This is a genomic window from Desulfotomaculum sp., from assembly GCF_982386235.1.
On sequence record NZ_CEVWQM010000033.1, the window covers coordinates 1 to 17,404 of the forward strand.

14 protein-coding genes are annotated in these 17,404 nt (G+C 43.6%); all 14 read right to left on the reverse strand.

Translation table 11 applies throughout. From position 1 onward, the window contains the following. On the reverse strand, positions 1–134 hold a 134-nt coding region (locus AC1U9Z_RS15855), incomplete at its 3' end, for an FAD-dependent oxidoreductase (RefSeq protein WP_479958324.1). A 711-nt stretch (positions 135–845) separates the two neighbouring features. Then, entirely contained in the window at positions 846–1,067 is a 222-nt protein-coding gene (locus AC1U9Z_RS15860) for a hypothetical protein (protein WP_333529308.1), read from the reverse strand. A gap of 118 nt (positions 1,068–1,185) precedes the next feature. Next, the gene (locus AC1U9Z_RS15865) at positions 1,186–2,043 is read right to left on the reverse strand and encodes an NAD(P)-dependent oxidoreductase (RefSeq protein ID WP_333529309.1); all 858 of its coding nucleotides are present in this window, start codon (positions 2,041–2,043) and stop codon (positions 1,186–1,188) included. A 314-nt stretch (positions 2,044–2,357) separates the two neighbouring features. After that, positions 2,358–3,644: a TRAP transporter large permease gene (locus AC1U9Z_RS15870; protein WP_479958307.1), complete on the reverse strand. Its 1,287-nt coding sequence runs from the start codon at positions 3,642–3,644 to the stop codon at positions 2,358–2,360. Beyond that, positions 3,644–4,153: a TRAP transporter small permease gene (locus AC1U9Z_RS15875; protein ID WP_479958308.1), complete on the reverse strand. Its 510-nt coding sequence runs from the start codon at positions 4,151–4,153 to the stop codon at positions 3,644–3,646. The genes AC1U9Z_RS15870 and AC1U9Z_RS15875 overlap by 1 nt, the downstream gene beginning before the upstream one ends. A gap of 142 nt (positions 4,154–4,295) precedes the next feature. Further along, positions 4,296–5,342, reverse strand: a complete 1,047-nt coding sequence (locus AC1U9Z_RS15880) for a TRAP transporter substrate-binding protein (protein ID WP_479958309.1) — start codon at positions 5,340–5,342, stop codon at positions 4,296–4,298. Between the two features lie 64 nt (positions 5,343–5,406). Beyond that, on the reverse strand, positions 5,407–6,564 hold the full coding sequence (locus AC1U9Z_RS15885; RefSeq protein ID WP_479958310.1) for an iron-containing alcohol dehydrogenase: 1,158 nt from the start codon (positions 6,562–6,564) through the stop codon (positions 5,407–5,409). Positions 6,565–6,896: 332 nt separating this feature from the next. After that, a complete protein-coding gene (locus tag AC1U9Z_RS15890; protein ID WP_479958311.1) occupies positions 6,897–8,306 on the reverse strand; it encodes a sigma-54 interaction domain-containing protein in 1,410 nt (469 codons plus the stop codon). Positions 8,307–8,562: 256 nt separating this feature from the next. Then, positions 8,563–10,266 (reverse strand): formate--tetrahydrofolate ligase, encoded by a 1,704-nt coding sequence (locus tag AC1U9Z_RS15895; RefSeq protein ID WP_333529315.1) that lies wholly within the window; start codon positions 10,264–10,266, stop codon positions 8,563–8,565. Positions 10,267–10,278: 12 nt separating this feature from the next. Further along, positions 10,279–10,668, reverse strand: coding sequence for a thioesterase family protein (locus tag AC1U9Z_RS15900; protein ID WP_333529316.1), 390 nt, complete (start codon positions 10,666–10,668; stop codon positions 10,279–10,281). Positions 10,669–10,750: 82 nt separating this feature from the next. Continuing rightward, positions 10,751–11,200 (reverse strand): nucleoside-diphosphate kinase, encoded by a 450-nt coding sequence (ndk, locus tag AC1U9Z_RS15905; RefSeq protein ID WP_333529317.1) that lies wholly within the window; start codon positions 11,198–11,200, stop codon positions 10,751–10,753. 135 nt (positions 11,201–11,335) lie between these two features. Further along, positions 11,336–13,162 carry an ATP-dependent zinc metalloprotease FtsH gene (ftsH, locus tag AC1U9Z_RS15910; protein WP_333529318.1) on the reverse strand — a complete coding sequence of 609 codons (1,827 nt, stop codon included), beginning with the start codon at positions 13,160–13,162 and terminating at the stop codon, positions 11,336–11,338. 78 nt (positions 13,163–13,240) lie between these two features. Beyond that, positions 13,241–14,659, reverse strand: coding sequence for a tRNA lysidine(34) synthetase TilS (gene tilS / locus AC1U9Z_RS15915; protein WP_479958312.1), 1,419 nt, complete (start codon positions 14,657–14,659; stop codon positions 13,241–13,243). Positions 14,660–14,870: 211 nt separating this feature from the next. Then, complete coding sequence (gene spoIIE, locus AC1U9Z_RS15920) at positions 14,871–17,342, reverse strand: stage II sporulation protein E (RefSeq protein WP_479958313.1); 2,472 nt, start codon at positions 17,340–17,342, stop codon at positions 14,871–14,873. Between the last annotated feature and the right edge of the window lie 62 nt (positions 17,343–17,404).

Sequence of the window (17,404 nt, forward strand, 5' to 3'; positions counted from 1 at the left end):
GTGCCGCCTATGGCTGGTTGCTTTTCTACTAAATACACATAGTAGCCGGATTCTGCTAGGTCCAGGGATGCCTGGATACCGGCTATTCCGGAGCCCACTACCATTACGGCCCCTACTTTATTGGTTGTAGTCATCTTCGCATTACACCGTCCTCCTATTTCAGCTTTTCCAGGGGGATGTGTTCCCACCCTGACAAAGAATATTTACCCAAGCTGCAACAATAGGGTAAATTATAATTTTTAGACCTACGGGGTTAAAGCTAGGGATCAGCCCCCTAGATTAGGTAAGGATTTAGCTAGTTATTAAAAATTCGTAGGGCTTGTACCAAACTTAACAATCTTAATTAGACCTTCATTCTAATTGTTTACACCATGAATAGCCTAATTCAAAGTCATAAAATAATTTTACCACATCATCCGCCAATTTTCAGCGTAACGTAAATACTATTTATGGTGAAATTACCTTTCCTTGCTGGTCCTCAGACAGGCCCCTTTTTAATCCTTACTTTGTATACAGAGAACTTGAAAAATACAGCAATTTCAACACTTTTACCCCTATGGCTAGTATATAGTTTCTACTAACTAGTGTCAATTATTTTAGAATATTTTAAAAAGGCTATTCCTTTCAATTGTTTTGCCATAATTTTTCGCAGTTACTATCGGCAGGCAATTTCGCTGCGGCTATTTGTCACACTTGATTAAATTTTCCACCTTATTTGTCACCCTTATATTTTTTAAAATAATTTCGCAGAGTTGCTTTTCTTAAAAAAGGATAGACTAAGGGGTCTCCATCATAATAACCCCTTAGTCTACACATTGTCTTTCGCACTTATTAAAACTTTATGCTTAACCCTTTTCCCCCATACCTACATGGTCTTCACTTTTATTGGTCATGTTATTGGGTGGCGTTTTAAAAGGGTTATTATTTAGTTGTTTTTCCCCAGGCGCCATTTCAACCTGACTGGTTTCAGGCTCTGTCGATCCCTTAACTAACTCACTATGGCTGGTGACCATTTGCTCGTGAGGCACTCCTGATTGCAGTGTGTGCTTTTTACTGTGTAGGGTCATTTTACTGCCTCCTTCTAAAGTTTATGGGTTTAGTGTAACCAGATATTCTAATTCTATGGTCCAACTATCCTTAAACTTAGAAGTACAGGCTTATACGAAAGGGTGTTCTCGAAAAAACTTAAAGCACTTTATAAACAGCGTTACAATCTTCAAAGCCCAATCCCTGTGCCTCTGCATCTTCATAGAACTTCTTAGCTAGTTTAGTAAATCTAGCATCATAGTTCCATGCATCTGCCATTTCACAGCCTAGACGAACATCTTTTAAGGCCAGGCTTACACCAAAACGATTGGCAAAATCATTATTGACAATCCAAGGGCCTCTGACTTGTAACTGGAAGGAATTAGCTCCCGTATCAGCTAATAATTCAGTTAGCAATTTCGCATCAATGCCAGCCTTTTCACCAATGCGGATGCCTTCCGCAAGTACAGCCAAGTTCGTCATTCCTACCATATTGCTAATTAATTTAAATGCATATGCTTGCTCTACATCACCCAAATAATATACCGGGCTACCTACAATCTTTAAGGTTTCTAGCATTTTTTCATAGACTTCTTTTTTCCCACCGGCAAAAATGGGTTGTTCGGCTTTTTCTGCTTGGGCAGGTCCTTTACCTAGGGGACAAGCCAAACATCCAATGCCTCTTTCAGCAGCAAAGTCAGCTAGCTTTCTGGCAGTCTTGGGATCGATGGTACTAACATCGATATAAACGGAACCCTCTTTCATTTTATTCAAAAGGCCGTTTTCACCCAACATCGTTCCTTCCAGATGCTTAGGAAGCGGCAAACTGGTAAAAACAACGTCACATCCCGCAAGCTCATCAACGCTTTTAACAGCCTTCCCAGTGGTACCTGCGGCAAGGGTTCGATCAATGGCTTCTTGGCTTAAATCAAATACACTAACATCTTTGCCCGCGCGGATTAAATTTCTGGCTAGGGGTCCTCCCATAAGTCCTAAACCAATATAACCGTATTTCATAACATCCACCTTCCCTGTCATTAATTTTGATATGTTTAACTATATAGCAAATGGCATACCAGCATAAAAACGCACTAGTTGCAAGGTTTTTTAACGAATCCAATCGATCCCCTGTGCACATTTGCAATGTTTGCTTAATGGGGCCTCCTGTTTTAAGAGGAAATGGGTTGATTGTGCAATAAAAGAGCATTGCGTCTTTGCAATGTCATTGCTAAGTCGCAATGCTCTTTGTCCTATTGCTAATCTTTATCGTATTGCTAAACGGATAACTTACTTTTGTATTAAACTTTGGTTTAACCCACTGGGTTATATCATTACTTTATGCCCAGCATCTGTGGTAACCATAAAACGATTTGCGGGAATCTGATTACCAGCAGCACGCAAAGCACCAATGCCCCCACATAGGGAAGTGCCGCCTTGGCTACTTTTTCTAACGAAAGCTTGGTTATTCCCATGGCTACGAATAAGTTAACCCCCAAGGGAGGAGTCAGCATAGCAATTTCATTAGTCATAATCATAAAGATACCAAAGTGAATGGGGTGAATACCCAATTGACCCAGTAAGGGCAAAACAATGGGGGTAATAATTGCGATGGTGGCCAGCGTCTCCATGAACATTCCTAAGAAAAATAGGAAGACAAAAATCAGTAACATTACTATCGTTGGTTCTGTACTAATTGAAAGCATCATCTCTGTCAACCGCTGGGGTACCTGATACATGGTGATAAATCGACCAAATAACATCGATACACTAACAACGACTAATACGACCCCTGTGGTCATACTGGTTAATGTTAATGAGTTCCATATCTCTACGAGATTTAATTTTTTAGTAATCACAGTTCCTACAAAAAAAGAATATAGGATGGCAATCATGGAAGCTTCTATTGGGGTGAAAATGCCTGTATAAATACCACCCAAAATAATAATCGGTGCCATTAGGGCCCAAATACTTTTGCGAATTACCTGCATTGCTTCGCTAAGGGTATATTTTTTGCTGTCACCCTTATAGCCGCGTTTGCGAGCCAAAAGATACGCTGTAACCATTAGAACGGTACCAACCATAGCCCCGGGGACAAACCCCGCCATAAACATCCCAGAGATAGAAACGTTCGCGATAACACCGTAAACAATCATGGGGTTACTGGGAGGAATCAAAATGCCCAGTGTACCTCCGGTGGCGGTTACGGCCGCTGCATAATCTTTGTCATAGCCCCGCCTCATCATTGAGGGGATCATTAAAGCTCCCATGGCGGCAACCGTACTGGGACCTGAACCAATCATAGCCGCAAAGAACATACAGCCAAGAATCGTAACTAAACCCAGACCACCGCGTATACGTCCCACAAAGAGAGAACATACATCCACAATTTGTTGGGCAATACCCCCCCGCTCCATCAAAGCCCCTGCTAGAATAAAGGCAGGCACAGCGATAAGGGGAAACATTTCAGAGACCTTAAAGAGGTCCAGAGGAATAATGGACAAAGGAATATTTGTTGCTGTTAAGGCGATGAAAGTGGCCATGCCCAAGGAGACAAAAATAGGAACTCCCAGGAATAAGGATAGAAAGAGCAATAACCAAATACCTATATCTAATGACATTAGAATTCCTCCCCATCCGTAGCTAATTGTTCCAATCGACCGGCACGGTACAATTTATAATAACGTTCCAGAATACGGATAGATTGCAGTAAAAAAGCTATGGGGATTACCGCAAAGGCATACTTTAAGTTCAAGTCTAGCACTGCTGATTTAAGTGGAAATTGGTTCATAGACTGGTACAACAGAAAGCCCTGCCAAATAACCACTCCATTAAAGAATAACCAAATTATATCAGCAAACATGATAAAGTACTTTCTCCAGGCAACCGGAAACAGCCTAAACTGAGCAGTTACCCGTACATGGCGTCCATGCTTTGCAGCATGGGCGGTGGCTAAGTAAACCATAACTAAAAATGCAATGCGTGCCAGCTCCTCAGCGGAAGCAATAGACTTACCAAAAAAGTATCGATAGAAAACCTGAGATGACATTAAAATTACGGTGGCAACAAGAAAGAAAGCGCATAAAATTTCTTCCAAATTGTCTATGACCCATTTTAAACGTTCTTTCATTTACTTCCCCCCTAGAAAACTCGGCTTAACCAAGCCTCGGTAAAGTTTAAGAACTTGGTGAATTACACTAGCTAGATTGAAATGGGTACCTGCATACATCAGGCACCCATTTTGTTATGCGGCGAAAATTATGCTTTAAAATTTATTTCGGCATCTCTTTGCCAAGGATGCTCATTGCTTTTTCCACAAGCTCTGTGCCGCCAACTTTGTCGTAGAATTGCGGCCAGGTAGCCATGGCACGTTTCTGCCACTCTGCTTCATCCTTAGGAGTTCCCAATTGCTCCATGCCGTTATTGGTTAGGTTTTCCAAAGCTTTCGTTTCTAACTCGACAATGAAATCACGTTCAGCAATAGCGGTATCTCTACCAGCTTTGATCAGAGCATCACGGATGTCAGCGGGCAAGCTCTGCAGCCATTTTTCTTGAACCACCACAGGTCCAATCCACATTTTGTAGTGAATATCCGTGATATATTTCTGTTTCGCTTCGTAAAACTTCATGGAATTGTTTACAGTATGGGGGTTTTCTTGGCCATCTACCAGGCCCTGCTGCAACGCACTGAAGGTTTCATCCCAGGCAATCGGAGTTGGCTCACAGCCCCAGGATGAGAATGCACCGATCATCATTGGATTCTGAGGCACACGAATCTTTAGACCCTGTAGGTCGGCTAAACTAGTTACCGGTTTTTTGGAGTTGGTCAAAACACGAAAACCTTGTTCAAACCAAATCAGAGCACGGGTACCAGACTGCTCAATCATCTTCTGGTCTAAATCATCCCAGATACCATCCATCACTTTATAAGCCTCTTCACGGTTCATAAACATATAGGGTAGGTCATAAATACCAACGGAGGGGGTGAAAACGGCAGCATTATTGCCGGCCAATGAGGTAGCTTGTACAACACCGTTTTGTACGTCCTGGAAGCCCCGTTGTTCACTGCCTAACTGGCCGCCAGGAAAGATTTGAACTTCAACCCGATTGTCCGTATACTGCTCGGCTAATTCCTTAAACTTCAGGGCAACCCACTGGTGCGGGTCAGAAGGATCGGTACCCACGCCATGGGTATACTTAATAATAATCTTTTCTTCTTTGGGTGCGCCGGCTTGATCCTTGCCAGAATTGCCACAGCCGCTTAGAAGAAACATTAGTGGAACCAATACGACCAAAAATAATGACGTAATCTTTTTCATACCCATACCTCCCATAATAATTTTATTTTTCTTTATTTGATTTTGCTTACAACTCCATGAATACCTAGATACTTTCCCTATACAACATCATTACATCTTGAAAATTTGTTTCCCTTGGGTTTGTGGCCTGGATTTCACTCTTAGTAACCTGAAGTGCCATTTGCTCTATCTGGTCAGTTGTTATACCCACATCCCGTAGCCGTTCTGGTATCCCAATACTCTGAGCTAAACTTTTTACAGCGTGGACAGCCCTAAGGGATGCTTCATGCATGGGCAGCTTGTCCACTGGTTCACCAAAACTCTTAGCAATCTCAATAAATTTTTCCGGAGATGCCATGCTGTTAAATTTCATAACTGCCGGCAGCATCACAGCACAGGCAACACCATGATGAATGTTGTAGTGACCCAATAAGGAATTAGCCATGGCATAGACGTTGCCTAACCCAGAATTATATGAACCCATGGCGGAAAACAAACAAGCATTCTGCATACCCACTCCCGCCTCCAGGTCCTTACGGTTAGCAATAAACCGTCTCAAATATTTGGCCACTAATTGAATTGCCCTAAGGTTTAATAAATCCGTCAGCATGGATGCCCCTAAGGAAACATAGCCCTCTATTGCATGGGTTAGGGTTACCATGCCTGTGGCAGCAGCGATGTTCGCAGGCAATGTTTGCAGCATAATGGGGTCAAGAATCGCCACACTGGGAGCTTGCCATGGGGAAATCATGCAAATTTTACAGTTTTTCTGCTTATCTGCAATAATCGCCCCACCCAAAACCTCCGAACCAGTACCCGCTGCCGTGGGCACTGCAATAACAGACGAACAGCTACCCACCCTGTGCCTTTCTTCAATACCTTGACAAAAGTCACTTAGGGCTGGCTTATTAACCAATCCACAAATGGCCTTGGCAGTGTCAATGACACTCCCACCACCCACCGCCACCAATACATCACACTGTTCATTGCGATAAATATTCAAACCACTTTCTACCGTTTCAATGGATGGGTTGCTTTCCACTTCTTCGTAAATTACATAGGCGAGATTTTCCTTACTCAGTGAATCAAGGATATCAACCAGCAATCCAGTATTAATAATTCCTCTGTCTGTGCAAACAAATACTACATTACCGCCCAACTTCCTTACTTCTTTGCCAAGTGTTTTTCTAGAATCTACACCACTTATAATCTTTGTGGGAGTAGTAAAAGAACTGACCATCATTGTTAATTATGTCACCCCCTTTATGTCAAGATAGTGAAGTTCTTTATTCACACTATATAAGCAAGGACCATGCCAAAGGGCAAAAGTCTGTAAATTCCGAGATTTTTGACTACGCAACCTGCGACTGTATTGTATTATTGCAATGTCATAAATCTGACCAATTTAATTAGTCAGACTTGTTAAAATATGAAAGGCCTCCGTATTAAAGAAAATTCAAACTATACCGGCCTTTTTTGAAATGTCTCCCCCAAGACATTTATCTAGAAGTTCCTACAATTAAACACAAAAAACTGTGCACCCTTGCACAGTATCCTTGCAAAAATGCACAGTTCTTATATCAATGCGTGTTTTTTTAGCTTCCTAAATATCGTTGACCGATCCATGCCAAGGACCTGTGCAACATTTGAAATCGTACCATGAAGCTCCAGTGCCCTTTTTAACAATTCCCTTTCAAAACTATCCATCATTTCGCTTAGGGTTCGGTCCCCCATATTAAATGATTCTGGCTGAAATAACTGATCCTTATGATTATCATCGGCAATAAAGTAGCTGGGTAAATCAGTTACATCCAAAATATCCTTTTCTTGAGTAACCACCAAACCTTGAATTAAATTTTCCACCTCTCGGACATTACCAGTCCATTTGTAGTGTAAAAGGTAGTTTTTCACACTGGGGGAAAAATGTATATGTTTTTTGTATTTTATATTAAACTTATCTAAAAAGTAATTGATTAATGGGATAATCTCTTCCTTGCGTTCTCTGAGCGGCGGGATATCTAAAACTGCAACCCGCAAACGATAATACAAATCACTTCTAAAGCTGCCATCCTTAATCGCTGCCTCTAAATTTCGGTTGGTGGCTGCAATAAATCGAACATCCACTCTTTTTATCCTTGTGGATCCTACACGCATTACTTCTTGATCCTGTAACACCCTCAGCAGTTTGGCCTGCATGGGTAATGGCAGCTCACCCATCTCATCCAAAAAGAGTGTTCCTTTATCCGCCAATTCAAAGTAACCGGGTTTCCCTTTGGCACTGGCCCCAGAAAAGGCTCCCGGGTCATAGCCAAACAACTCCGATTCAATCAAATTTTCAGGGATTGTAGCACAATTAATTTTAAAAAAGGGCTGATCCTTGCGACTACTATATTCATGAATTTTCCTAGCAAAAACATCTTTACCGACACCTGTTTCACCCAATAAAAGAACCGTTGTATCGGTTGCGGCAATACGTTTAAGAAGTTGCATCAAATTCTTCATTTTGGGACTTTCGACAATTGTCTGGCTATCCTGAAAATTACTTTTTCGTAAGTATCGGGCTTCTTGATGATACTTCTCGATAAGATCAGCTTGGCTAGCGATTTGTTCTTTTAATTGAGAAAGTACGGTTACATCCCGAACATAGGTAACGACATAAACAACCTTCCCCTCTTTATCAAAAACCGGATAACCATTTACTACAACCCGTCGCCCCTCCTTATTTACCTGCACAGAGGTTTGGGGTTTACCAGTTTTAACAATAGTAGGGTTCAGCGGGGATGTATAAACCCCTTCATTCTCTAGGTCCGTAACAAGCCGGCCAAGCAAATCTTCCTTTTTTAAACCCGTTAATTTCTCATACATACTATTAACCTTTATCGTTTGACCATTGGCATCTGTGATGTATATTCCGTCATAGAAGATATCTAGTACACTGTCAAAGAAATCCTCAATTTTGTGCGCCTTATCAGGTTGCTTAGACATTATGTTAGACTCCTTTATGAATATTCGTGCCCTTTGACCACCTCTAACTAGCTGATAGTAGATTGCCTTAATTTTCGCATAAAATCATTACCACAAAAAATTATCACTAAAACATATTTATAGTAAAACCCAGAAAGTCATACCTCATACCCTTATCATACCTTTTTAACTCATTAAAAACAACTTTCTTGTGCATTCTGCTATGTGAAAAACAAAAACCCCCCTGCGGTCAAGCCTAACAGGGGAGTTTTATTATCTAGAATAACCCGATTGTTCTTCCGTATTCATCAATATCCACCTTATGGGCTGCTGGATTGGAGCCAAGCCCAGGCATTGTCCGCATGGAACCAGCCAGCGGGTAGAGGAAGCCCGCACCAACCGAAGCTCGAATATCCCGGATGGGGAAGATATAATTGCCGGGGGCTCCTTTTCTGGCAGGGTCGTGACTGATGGATAGGTGTGTCTTAGCCATACAAATGGGTAAATGGCCCAGGCCTAGTTCTTCAAATTGTTTTATCTTTCTTTCGGCTAAGGGCTCATATAACACGCCATCCGCATTGTAAACTTTTGTGGCCAGTATTTCTATTTTTTCCTTAATACTTAGGTTATCCGGATAGAGCAATTGAAAATCACCGGGTTTTTCACAGGCAGCCACCACAGCTTCCGCTAATGCAATGGCTCCTTCGCCGCCATCGGCCCACACGGTGATGGGATAAGCACCCAGGGCCCCTGCCTCCAGGGCCTTTTTACGAACCAACTCCACCTCTGCATCTGTATCGGTGGTAAATCGATTAACCGATACAACCACCGGAACGCCAAAATAACTTGCTACTTTAATATGGTGTGCTAGGTTCGCGCAGCCCTTAGCCAGTGCATCAAGGTTTTCCCGGGTCATTTCTGCAGGGAGTGGTTTACCTGCCACCACATTACCTAACCCCCCATGCATCTTCAAAGCACGGATGGTGCAGGTAATCACCACACAACTGGGGCGTAACCCGGATTGCCTGCACTTGATATCCATAAACTTTTCCATACCCAAATCAGAACCAAAACCACTCTCGGTAACAACATAGTCAGCCAATTTTAAGGCAATTTTGTCTGCTAGAACAGAGTTATTGCCATGGGCAATATTAGCAAAGGGCCCCGCATGCATAATACAAGCTTGTCCTTCCAGCGTTTGCACTAGATTTGGCTGCAGAGCTTCCTTCATCACGACCGTCATGGCGCCTGCTGCTTTAAGGTCCTCAGCGGTGACAGGCTTCCCTTCGTAGGTATAAGCAACAACAATACGACCCAAACGCCTTCTTAGGTCATGCAGGTTATCAGCCAGGGCTAAAATGGCCATTACCTCGGAGGCTACCGCCATATCAAAGCTGGTTTGCCTGGGGTAGCCGTTCTCTTTGCCCCCCAGTCCCACTACAATATCCCTTAGGGCACGATCGTTGGTATCCAACACCCTATTCCACATCACTGTCATCGGATCAATATTTAAGGGATTGCCTAACAAAATGGAGGTGTCAATCATCGCAGCCAGTAAGTTGTTGGCCGCTTCCACGGCATGAATATCCCCGGTGAAGTGAATGTTAATATCTTCCATGGGTACCACTTGGGAATAGCCGCCGCCAGCAGCCCCTCCCTTGATGCCAAACACCGGGCCCATGGATGGTTGCCTAAGGGTTGTGATCACCTTTTTGCCAATCTTACCCAAACCCTGTGATAAACCAATGGTGGTAACGGTCTTTCCTTCTCCCAGGGGGGTTGGCGTAATGGCTGTGATATCGATTAGCTTACCTTGCGGGCGATCACTTAGCTTTCTTAAAACATCCAGGTTGATTTTTGCCTTATACTTGCCATAAAGGTTGATATCCTCTTCATCTAAACCAATGTTTTTGGCTATTTCGTTGATGGGTGTCATTTTATGATTTTGGGCAATCTCCAGATCACTGGGAACAACTTTCATTTAGCGAACCTCCTACCCTAGCTTATTTTCCGCTCTCTTAATAAATTTGTCCAGATTAATAATAAATCTTTCATGGGTGCCTGTGCCAATGGGTCCGGTTTCATCCTTGGCCTCAACAATAAAGGCAAGCCTTTTGCCGTCTACTTCAATTAATTCAGCCCTGGCAACCACCTTCATACCAACGGGGGTGGCCGCTGTGTGCTTCACATTTACCTGCGTACCCACTGTGCTTTCGCCAGCGGGCAAATGTTGATCGGCCAATTCTAAAGCTGCTTTTTCCATCAAACCAATCATGGCCGGAGTAGCAAATACCCTAACCCCGCCACTGCCGTAAGCAATGGCTGTATTATTCTCATCAACCATCGTACTTACTTCATGGAATAAACCTGTTTTCAACTCCATAACAACTCTCTCCATTCTATTACTAATTTGGCCAACCCTTTAAATTAAATAAAATTCTCCAGTTTTATAACTGGAGAATCATTTACTCATAGATCCAGGTGTCAATGGCGCGTCCGTAATCCACCAGTTCCTCGGGCTTAAAGAAAATTGCAATTTCCCTAGCAGCACTCTCTAAAGAATCAGAGCCATGAATAATATTACGGCCTACATCCACGCCGTAGGTGCCGCGAATGCTCCCATCGGCTGCCTTAAGTGGATTTGTGGCCCCCATCATTTCCCTAGCCGTAGCAATCACTTCTTTTCCCTCTACCACCATGGCCACCACTGGACCGGATGTAATAAAATCCACTAATCCCGCAAAAAAGGGTTTCCCTTGATGCTCCCCATAATGCTTTTCCGCAACTGCACGGGATATTTTCATCATTTTAAGACCAACAATTTTGTAACCCTTTTGTTCGAATTTACTAATGATTTTTCCTACCAAACCTCTTTGAACGCCATCGGGCTTAACCATTAAATAAGTCCGTTCCATGCTGTCTCCTCCTCAAATAATGGGACAGGGTGCCAGAAAGGCACCCTGCATACTTACAGTACTTTACTTTTCTGCCTTTAAAGTACTTTACTTGCAGCACTTTCTCTGTCCCAGTGTCAATTTTATGTGCAAATCTTATAATACAATCGGCTTCTTAAGACCTGCTTCCTGCATTAGTTCAGCAAATTCTTCCGCCCCGATCGTTTCTTTCTCCATCAAAACCATAGCGATTTTGTCCAGAGTAGCTTGATGTTCTGTCAGCAGTGCCTTGGCTTTACCATAGGACCGATCGATCATTTTGCGAACTTCACGGTCAATGGCAAAGGCCACTTCTTCGGAATAGTTCCGATCGCGATTAATATCTCTGCCTAAGAAGGGAGAATCTTGTTTGTGTCCCAAGGTAAGCGGGCCCAATTCATCACTCATACCATATTCCATAATCATGCGGCGAATAATGCTGGTGGCCCGTTCTAAATCGTTTTGGGCACCGGTGCTAATTTCCCTAAGAACTACATCTTCGGCAACCCGGCCCCCCAGCAACATGACTACTTGATCCAGCAACATTGACCGGGTCATATAGTAGCGATCCTCTTTCGGTAATAACAGCGTATATCCACCGGCTCGGCCACGGGGTATGATCGATACTTTATGCACCGGGTCCGTGTTAGGCAGCAGATACCCTACTAAGGCGTGTCCGGCTTCGTGGTAAGAAACCAACCGTTTTTCCTTCTCGGAGATAACCTTTGATTTCTTTTCCGGCCCCGCAATGACTCTTTCAATGGAGTCTTCTAATTCATGCATACCAATGCTCTTTTTACCTGAACGAGCCGCTAAAAGCGCTGCTTCATTCATTAAGTTTGCCAAATCTGCTCCGGTAAAACCAGGGGTTCGACGGGCTAATACTTCTAAATCAACGGCATCCTCAAGGGGCTTTCCTCTCGAGTGAACCTTTAATATTTCTTCCCGCCCTTTAACATCCGGTGAATCAACCACAACCTGACGGTCAAAGCGACCGGGACGTAATAGTGCCGGGTCAAGAATATCCGGGCGGTTGGTAGCCGCTACAATGATAATGCCTTCATTGGGATTAAAGCCGTCCATCTCTACTAGCAATTGGTTTAATGTCTGTTCGCGCTCATCATGGCCGCCGCCTAGACCTGCACCACGCTGGCGACCCACAGCATCTATTTCGTCAATAAACACAATACAAGGGGCATTTTTCTTGGCCTGCTCAAACAAATCCCGCACACGGGAAGCACCGACACCCACAAACATTTCAACAAAATCGGAGCCGGATATGGAGAAGAAGGGGACTCCCGCCTCTCCGGCCACAGCCCGGGCAAGTAATGTTTTTCCTGTACCGGGAGGGCCAAACAAAAGAACGCCCTTGGGTATTTTAGCTCCAATTTCATTAAACTTCTTGGGGCTTTTTAGGAAGTCCACAATCTCGGACAATTCCTCTTTAACCTCATCGGCCCCTGCAACATCCTTAAAGGTTACTTTTTGTTTTTCGTCTGTATGTAATTTTGCCTTACTCTTACCAAAGGACATCACCCGGTTGCCGCCACCCTGGCTTTGCTGCATCATAAAGAAGAATAACAGGACAAATATAAGAATCGGCAACATGGTAGTTAACAGCCCTGCCCACCAGGAAGGTTCCGGGGGTAAAGCTTGCTCATATTGAATCTTTTTGTCCTTAAACATCGGAACGATGGTTTGATCCAGTATCGGGCCGTTGGTTTCAAAATCTCTCCCATCTTTCAATTTACCAACAATAATGTTCGTGGACTTATCCGTTGTCATTTGTACCTTTTGAATCCTATTTTGTTCCAAATGTGTAATAAACTCGTCATATCGCAAGGAAACAACGGTAGTTTTCTTTTCTCCAGTAAACTGAATTAAAAATATGATTACCAGTACAATCAGTAGGTAAATGCTAAGGTTTTTAAGAACCTTATTCAAAAATGTCACTCCTCCCTGCAAGGCCCTAGAATCCGCAGATAATGAATATTTTACCACACCAGTTATTTGTTATCAATTTTATCCGTTACTATTATTGCCACTTTCTAAGCTAAGTAGAATCACCTTTTGCGTTAAACTTGTTAAACCAATGTGATCCGCCAATCGAATACCAGCCACCCAAATTATCCGCTGCGAATCTTTCTCTACTATTAGAGGTATTTTGTCACGTAAATGTTTTGGTATCTTGCGGTCGATCATAAATTTTTTTAACTTGACTTTCCTACCCAAACCAAAGGGAATAAACACATCTCCCGCTTGCCTAAACCTTACCTCCAATGGCTGTGCAACACGATGGTAGTCGATAGCCGCCATATTTAGCGGAAGTTCCTGAGGTGTCAGGGGCATTTCGTCTTTGTTCATAATCCGGGTGCTGACTTTCATGTTCTCTATCGTAACGCTGCCCGGCAGTTCCAATCGATAAGATGCCTTTGATGGCTGTGATCCGATAAGGTTTTTACTGAAATCCACTCTGTCGAGAGCCAGCCTAACTTTTATTCCCGCCGGCATTTCGATCATTCTTTCAGCACCGCCTCTTTTCAAATGGTTTATTAGATTATCCACATGCTCAAAGGCTATCCCCTGTTTCGTTCCGTGCAATTGCTGGTAAGCAATTCGAATGATCCTTCTTAATAGAACCGTGGACTGGTTCATTAATTCTTTTCGATTCAAAACCAGTGCGGAATCATTCATGTCGAGCAATACCTTTTGGTACATTTCATAAGCAAGGCCTTCCAGAAATTGGTCCTCTTCACGAATCTGGTCAGCCATACGTGATAATATTGCCACTATACCGGGTGCATAATCTTTTTCCAATAAAGGGATAAGGTGATGTCTTAGCTTATTTCTACGGTACTTTGTTTTTAGATTCGAGCTGTCTATCCTGTAAGATAACCCATGCTGTTGGCAATATTGTTCAATTTCATCCCGACGTATTTTTAAAAGGGGTCTAATATAAAGATTGTCTCTCATCGGAGCAATGCCACCTAAACCCTTGAGGCCAGATCCACGAAATATATTCATCAATACCGACTCAGCCTGGTCGTTGGCATGGTGTGCCAGTGCTATTTTATGCCCTTGGGCTTTATGTAATACATCGCAAAAAAATTGATACCTCAGTTCCCTTGCTGCAACCTGAGATGAAAGTCCGTTGCACCTGGCATAGGCAGGTACATCTCTCTCTTCCAAAATACAAGGTATACCCCATTGGCTGCATATTGCCTGAACAAATAAAGCATCTCCTTTGGCTTCCTCCCCACGAAACATATGGTTTAGATGCGCTGCATAAAGGGATATGCCAAGTCTTTTTTCTAAACAATACAAAATATGTAAAAGTACTACCGAATCCGGGCCACCCGAAACCCCCACAATAACCCTTTGCCCTTCTGTTACCATCTTATGCCGGGCAATTTCAGTGTATACTCTTTCTAACACCTCCATACTGCCTGTCTCCTTAGTTTTCTATGCTATATAGTATAGGTTCAACATTTACCAATAATCTCCTCCCTTTTGATTGTTAGCTTTTCGCTTTTAGCCTTTAGTTTTTATTAGCCGTTCGCCCTTGTCGTCGGCTAACAGCGAATAATGAATGGCTAACGATTAAAAAGGCTGACCCCTATCCGATTGGGTCAGCCTTCACCTAATCCCCCCATTATTCACCCGGAGCCAATACCCTGGCCACAATGACAGTCATATCATCGGCTATTCGTCCGCCGGCGGCATTTTGAGCCACTTCCAGAATAACGTCTGCTGCTTCTTGTGCCCCTATTTTGCCTAGCTTCTTAAGAATGCCCGCAATCCATTGATCTTGGTCTTCGTCCGTCCCCCGATAAGAGTCGAGCACACCATCGCTAAGCATGACTAGCCGATCGCCCTCTTCCATCACCCTACTGACAGATACAAATTGTAAGTTCTCCACAACTCCAACCGGCAGGGCACTGGTTTTAATCACCGCCACCCGCTGCCCTCTGACAAGGTAACTGGGGACTGCACCAATTTTCAAAAAGGTTCCGTTACCACTATATAAATCCACGATAGCCAAATCCACCGTTGAAAAGGTTTCTTCTGTTGATCGCAGCATCATAATTGAATTTACGGTTTTCACTGCTAAGTCTTGTCCAAAACCAGATTCTAATAAATGTTCAAGCAAAGAAACAATGGTGCCGCTTTCTTTGGCTGCTTTTAACCCAGTCCCCATGCCATCGGATAGAACAAGTGCCATTCGACCTTCCTTGAGCTGAAGAATGGAATGCGTATCACCGCACACAGAATTACCATCTTTGCCTGTTTTGGCAACGCCTACATCCAAGCTATACCTCAGGGCCGGGTAAAGTTTAAAAGCACAGCAGTCTTCACCAGACCTCAATTGGCAGGTTGTACTGGCAACATTAAAACCCCTGCCCACAACTTTGGAAACAACCGGCGCGATGGTAAAGCGGCACTCCATGCCCCCTTGGCAGGCCTGTTTTACGATACCAACCTCCATCAAACCATCTTCCTTGTGGAGTGTATAAACCTCCTGTACGGGTATCCCCATTTTTGCAAATTGATTCTTCAATGCCTCATCGATTTCCCCATCCAATTCAACGTCAAACTCCAACTCACTGGACATGCTCTCCATAATATGGGAAATCCCCTTTAGCTGCTCTGACACCAGTTCTCTGCTCTCCAGTAGACGTTGATGCCAATAGTTGTTTACCTTGTAAGTTTCATAGAGACAGGTAATTGTTATGGACATCTCCTTCAACCTGGCACAGCGCTTTTTTAGTTCATCCGAAAGGTCCTCAATGGCGATCTTACCTTGTAACTCAACGGTAGACAGCATATCCAACATATTTTGATAGGTCCGATAAAAGTCCCTTTCCCAGCAGGTTCGATAAAGGGCACATCCCTCACACACCTTTTTGCTTACCTCTGTAAATAACTGTTGTAGGCCGTGCTCCTCTTGGCTTTGCTGAACGGTACTGGATACCTGTTCAAAGCTCCTTGAAAGCTCTGTAAATATGGATGCCCAATTTCGGATACGATCCACCGTAAGTTCCCTTAATCGAATATCTTGTGACGGTGTCACCGTGATCGTTTCCCTCTTGCTCTGGGGCAGGTACTGCATAATTTTTTCTTGCCACCGTGCAGGAAATAATAAGAAAAGCATGCTGGCAATTGCGGTTTCAGTTAAGACCCCTCTGAGATCACCATAATTAGCTACATAAACAGCCAACAAAATATTGCCTAGCAAAAAACCGATTGCCACTGCAAACTTACCAAAACCCCTGACCGCTCCTGCCAATACCCCGGCGAAGGAATAGGCACCGATAATAATGGGGGTTACCATAAAGGCTAAGCCCGGAATAACGCCCATAATCGCCCCTGTGGCCGCCCCAACTCCTAAGCCTCCCAAGTAGGCTCCTAATAGAATAACAACCCGGCTGAGAATGCCCCTGAGGGACACAAAATCATATCCCAGACCACCCGTACCAGCGATTACACCTGTTAACAATAGTAAAAAACAAAAAACGGTTTCCCCCGTCATTATTCGTGGCACATTTCCCCCGGCAAAGGGAGTTAAGGCCTGCAGATAAACAAAGGTCAGAACACCCGCAAAGGCCGCCTCAAAACCAGCGGTAATGTAAGGGTAAAGGGCTGGTGCCTGCACACTGATAAAAATACTTTTTATGGTAACAATTGTTACCACAACAACTCCCGGTATCACCAGCCAGGGACGGTTAACCTGGGGCTTTACAGATAACACCGCTAAAAAGCCCGTGGCAATAATAGCACAGTTATGCCAAAAATCAATACCCTGAGAAGTTGTCATTAAGCCGCCAATAACAGCTAAGGGGAGCAGCGGCAGGGGGCCAAACACCCACACAGCAGCACATACAAAACTAATACCAAAGGGGGAAAGTTCACCCAAAAGAACAGCCCGGCCTAAGAAGAATCCTAGTATATAAAGGATGAACCTTTCCTTGGTTAAGGCTCGTCCAAGAAATGCTAAAGAAAAAGGATTCCTCTTATTCTCTGTTTTTTTAGCCTTGCCCATGCTTTGCTGTACATCGGCTTCTTTCCTTTTATTTGAACCCTGTCCCTTCCTCTGGTAGGTATAAATATCCACTTGTTCAAACAACAGGCCCACCCCTTACTTTGTCACTTTTGCTCCATTATAGTATAGGAGGTGGAAAATATCTG

Excerpts from the sequence above, each read along its gene's own strand:
- AC1U9Z_RS15860 (WP_333529308.1), bottom strand. The coding sequence starts at position 1,067 with ATGACCCTACACAGTAAAAAGCACACACTGCAATCAGGAGTGCCTCAC.
- AC1U9Z_RS15865 (WP_333529309.1), bottom strand. The coding sequence starts at position 2,043 with ATGAAATACGGTTATATTGGTTTAGGACTTATGGGAGGACCCCTAGCC.
- ndk (WP_333529317.1), bottom strand. The coding sequence starts at position 11,200 with ATGGAACGGACTTATTTAATGGTTAAGCCCGATGGCGTTCAAAGAGGT.
- AC1U9Z_RS15875 (WP_479958308.1), bottom strand. The coding sequence starts at position 4,153 with ATGAAAGAACGTTTAAAATGGGTCATAGACAATTTGGAAGAAATTTTA.
- AC1U9Z_RS15900 (WP_333529316.1), bottom strand. The coding sequence starts at position 10,668 with ATGGAGTTGAAAACAGGTTTATTCCATGAAGTAAGTACGATGGTTGAT.
- AC1U9Z_RS15880 (WP_479958309.1), bottom strand. The coding sequence starts at position 5,342 with ATGAAAAAGATTACGTCATTATTTTTGGTCGTATTGGTTCCACTAATG.
- AC1U9Z_RS15885 (WP_479958310.1), bottom strand. The coding sequence starts at position 6,564 with ATGATGGTCAGTTCTTTTACTACTCCCACAAAGATTATAAGTGGTGTA.
- tilS (WP_479958312.1), bottom strand. The coding sequence starts at position 14,659 with ATGGAGGTGTTAGAAAGAGTATACACTGAAATTGCCCGGCATAAGATG.
- AC1U9Z_RS15895 (WP_333529315.1), bottom strand. The coding sequence starts at position 10,266 with ATGAAAGTTGTTCCCAGTGATCTGGAGATTGCCCAAAATCATAAAATG.
- AC1U9Z_RS15870 (WP_479958307.1), bottom strand. The coding sequence starts at position 3,644 with ATGTCATTAGATATAGGTATTTGGTTATTGCTCTTTCTATCCTTATTC.
- AC1U9Z_RS15890 (WP_479958311.1), bottom strand. The coding sequence starts at position 8,306 with ATGTCTAAGCAACCTGATAAGGCGCACAAAATTGAGGATTTCTTTGAC.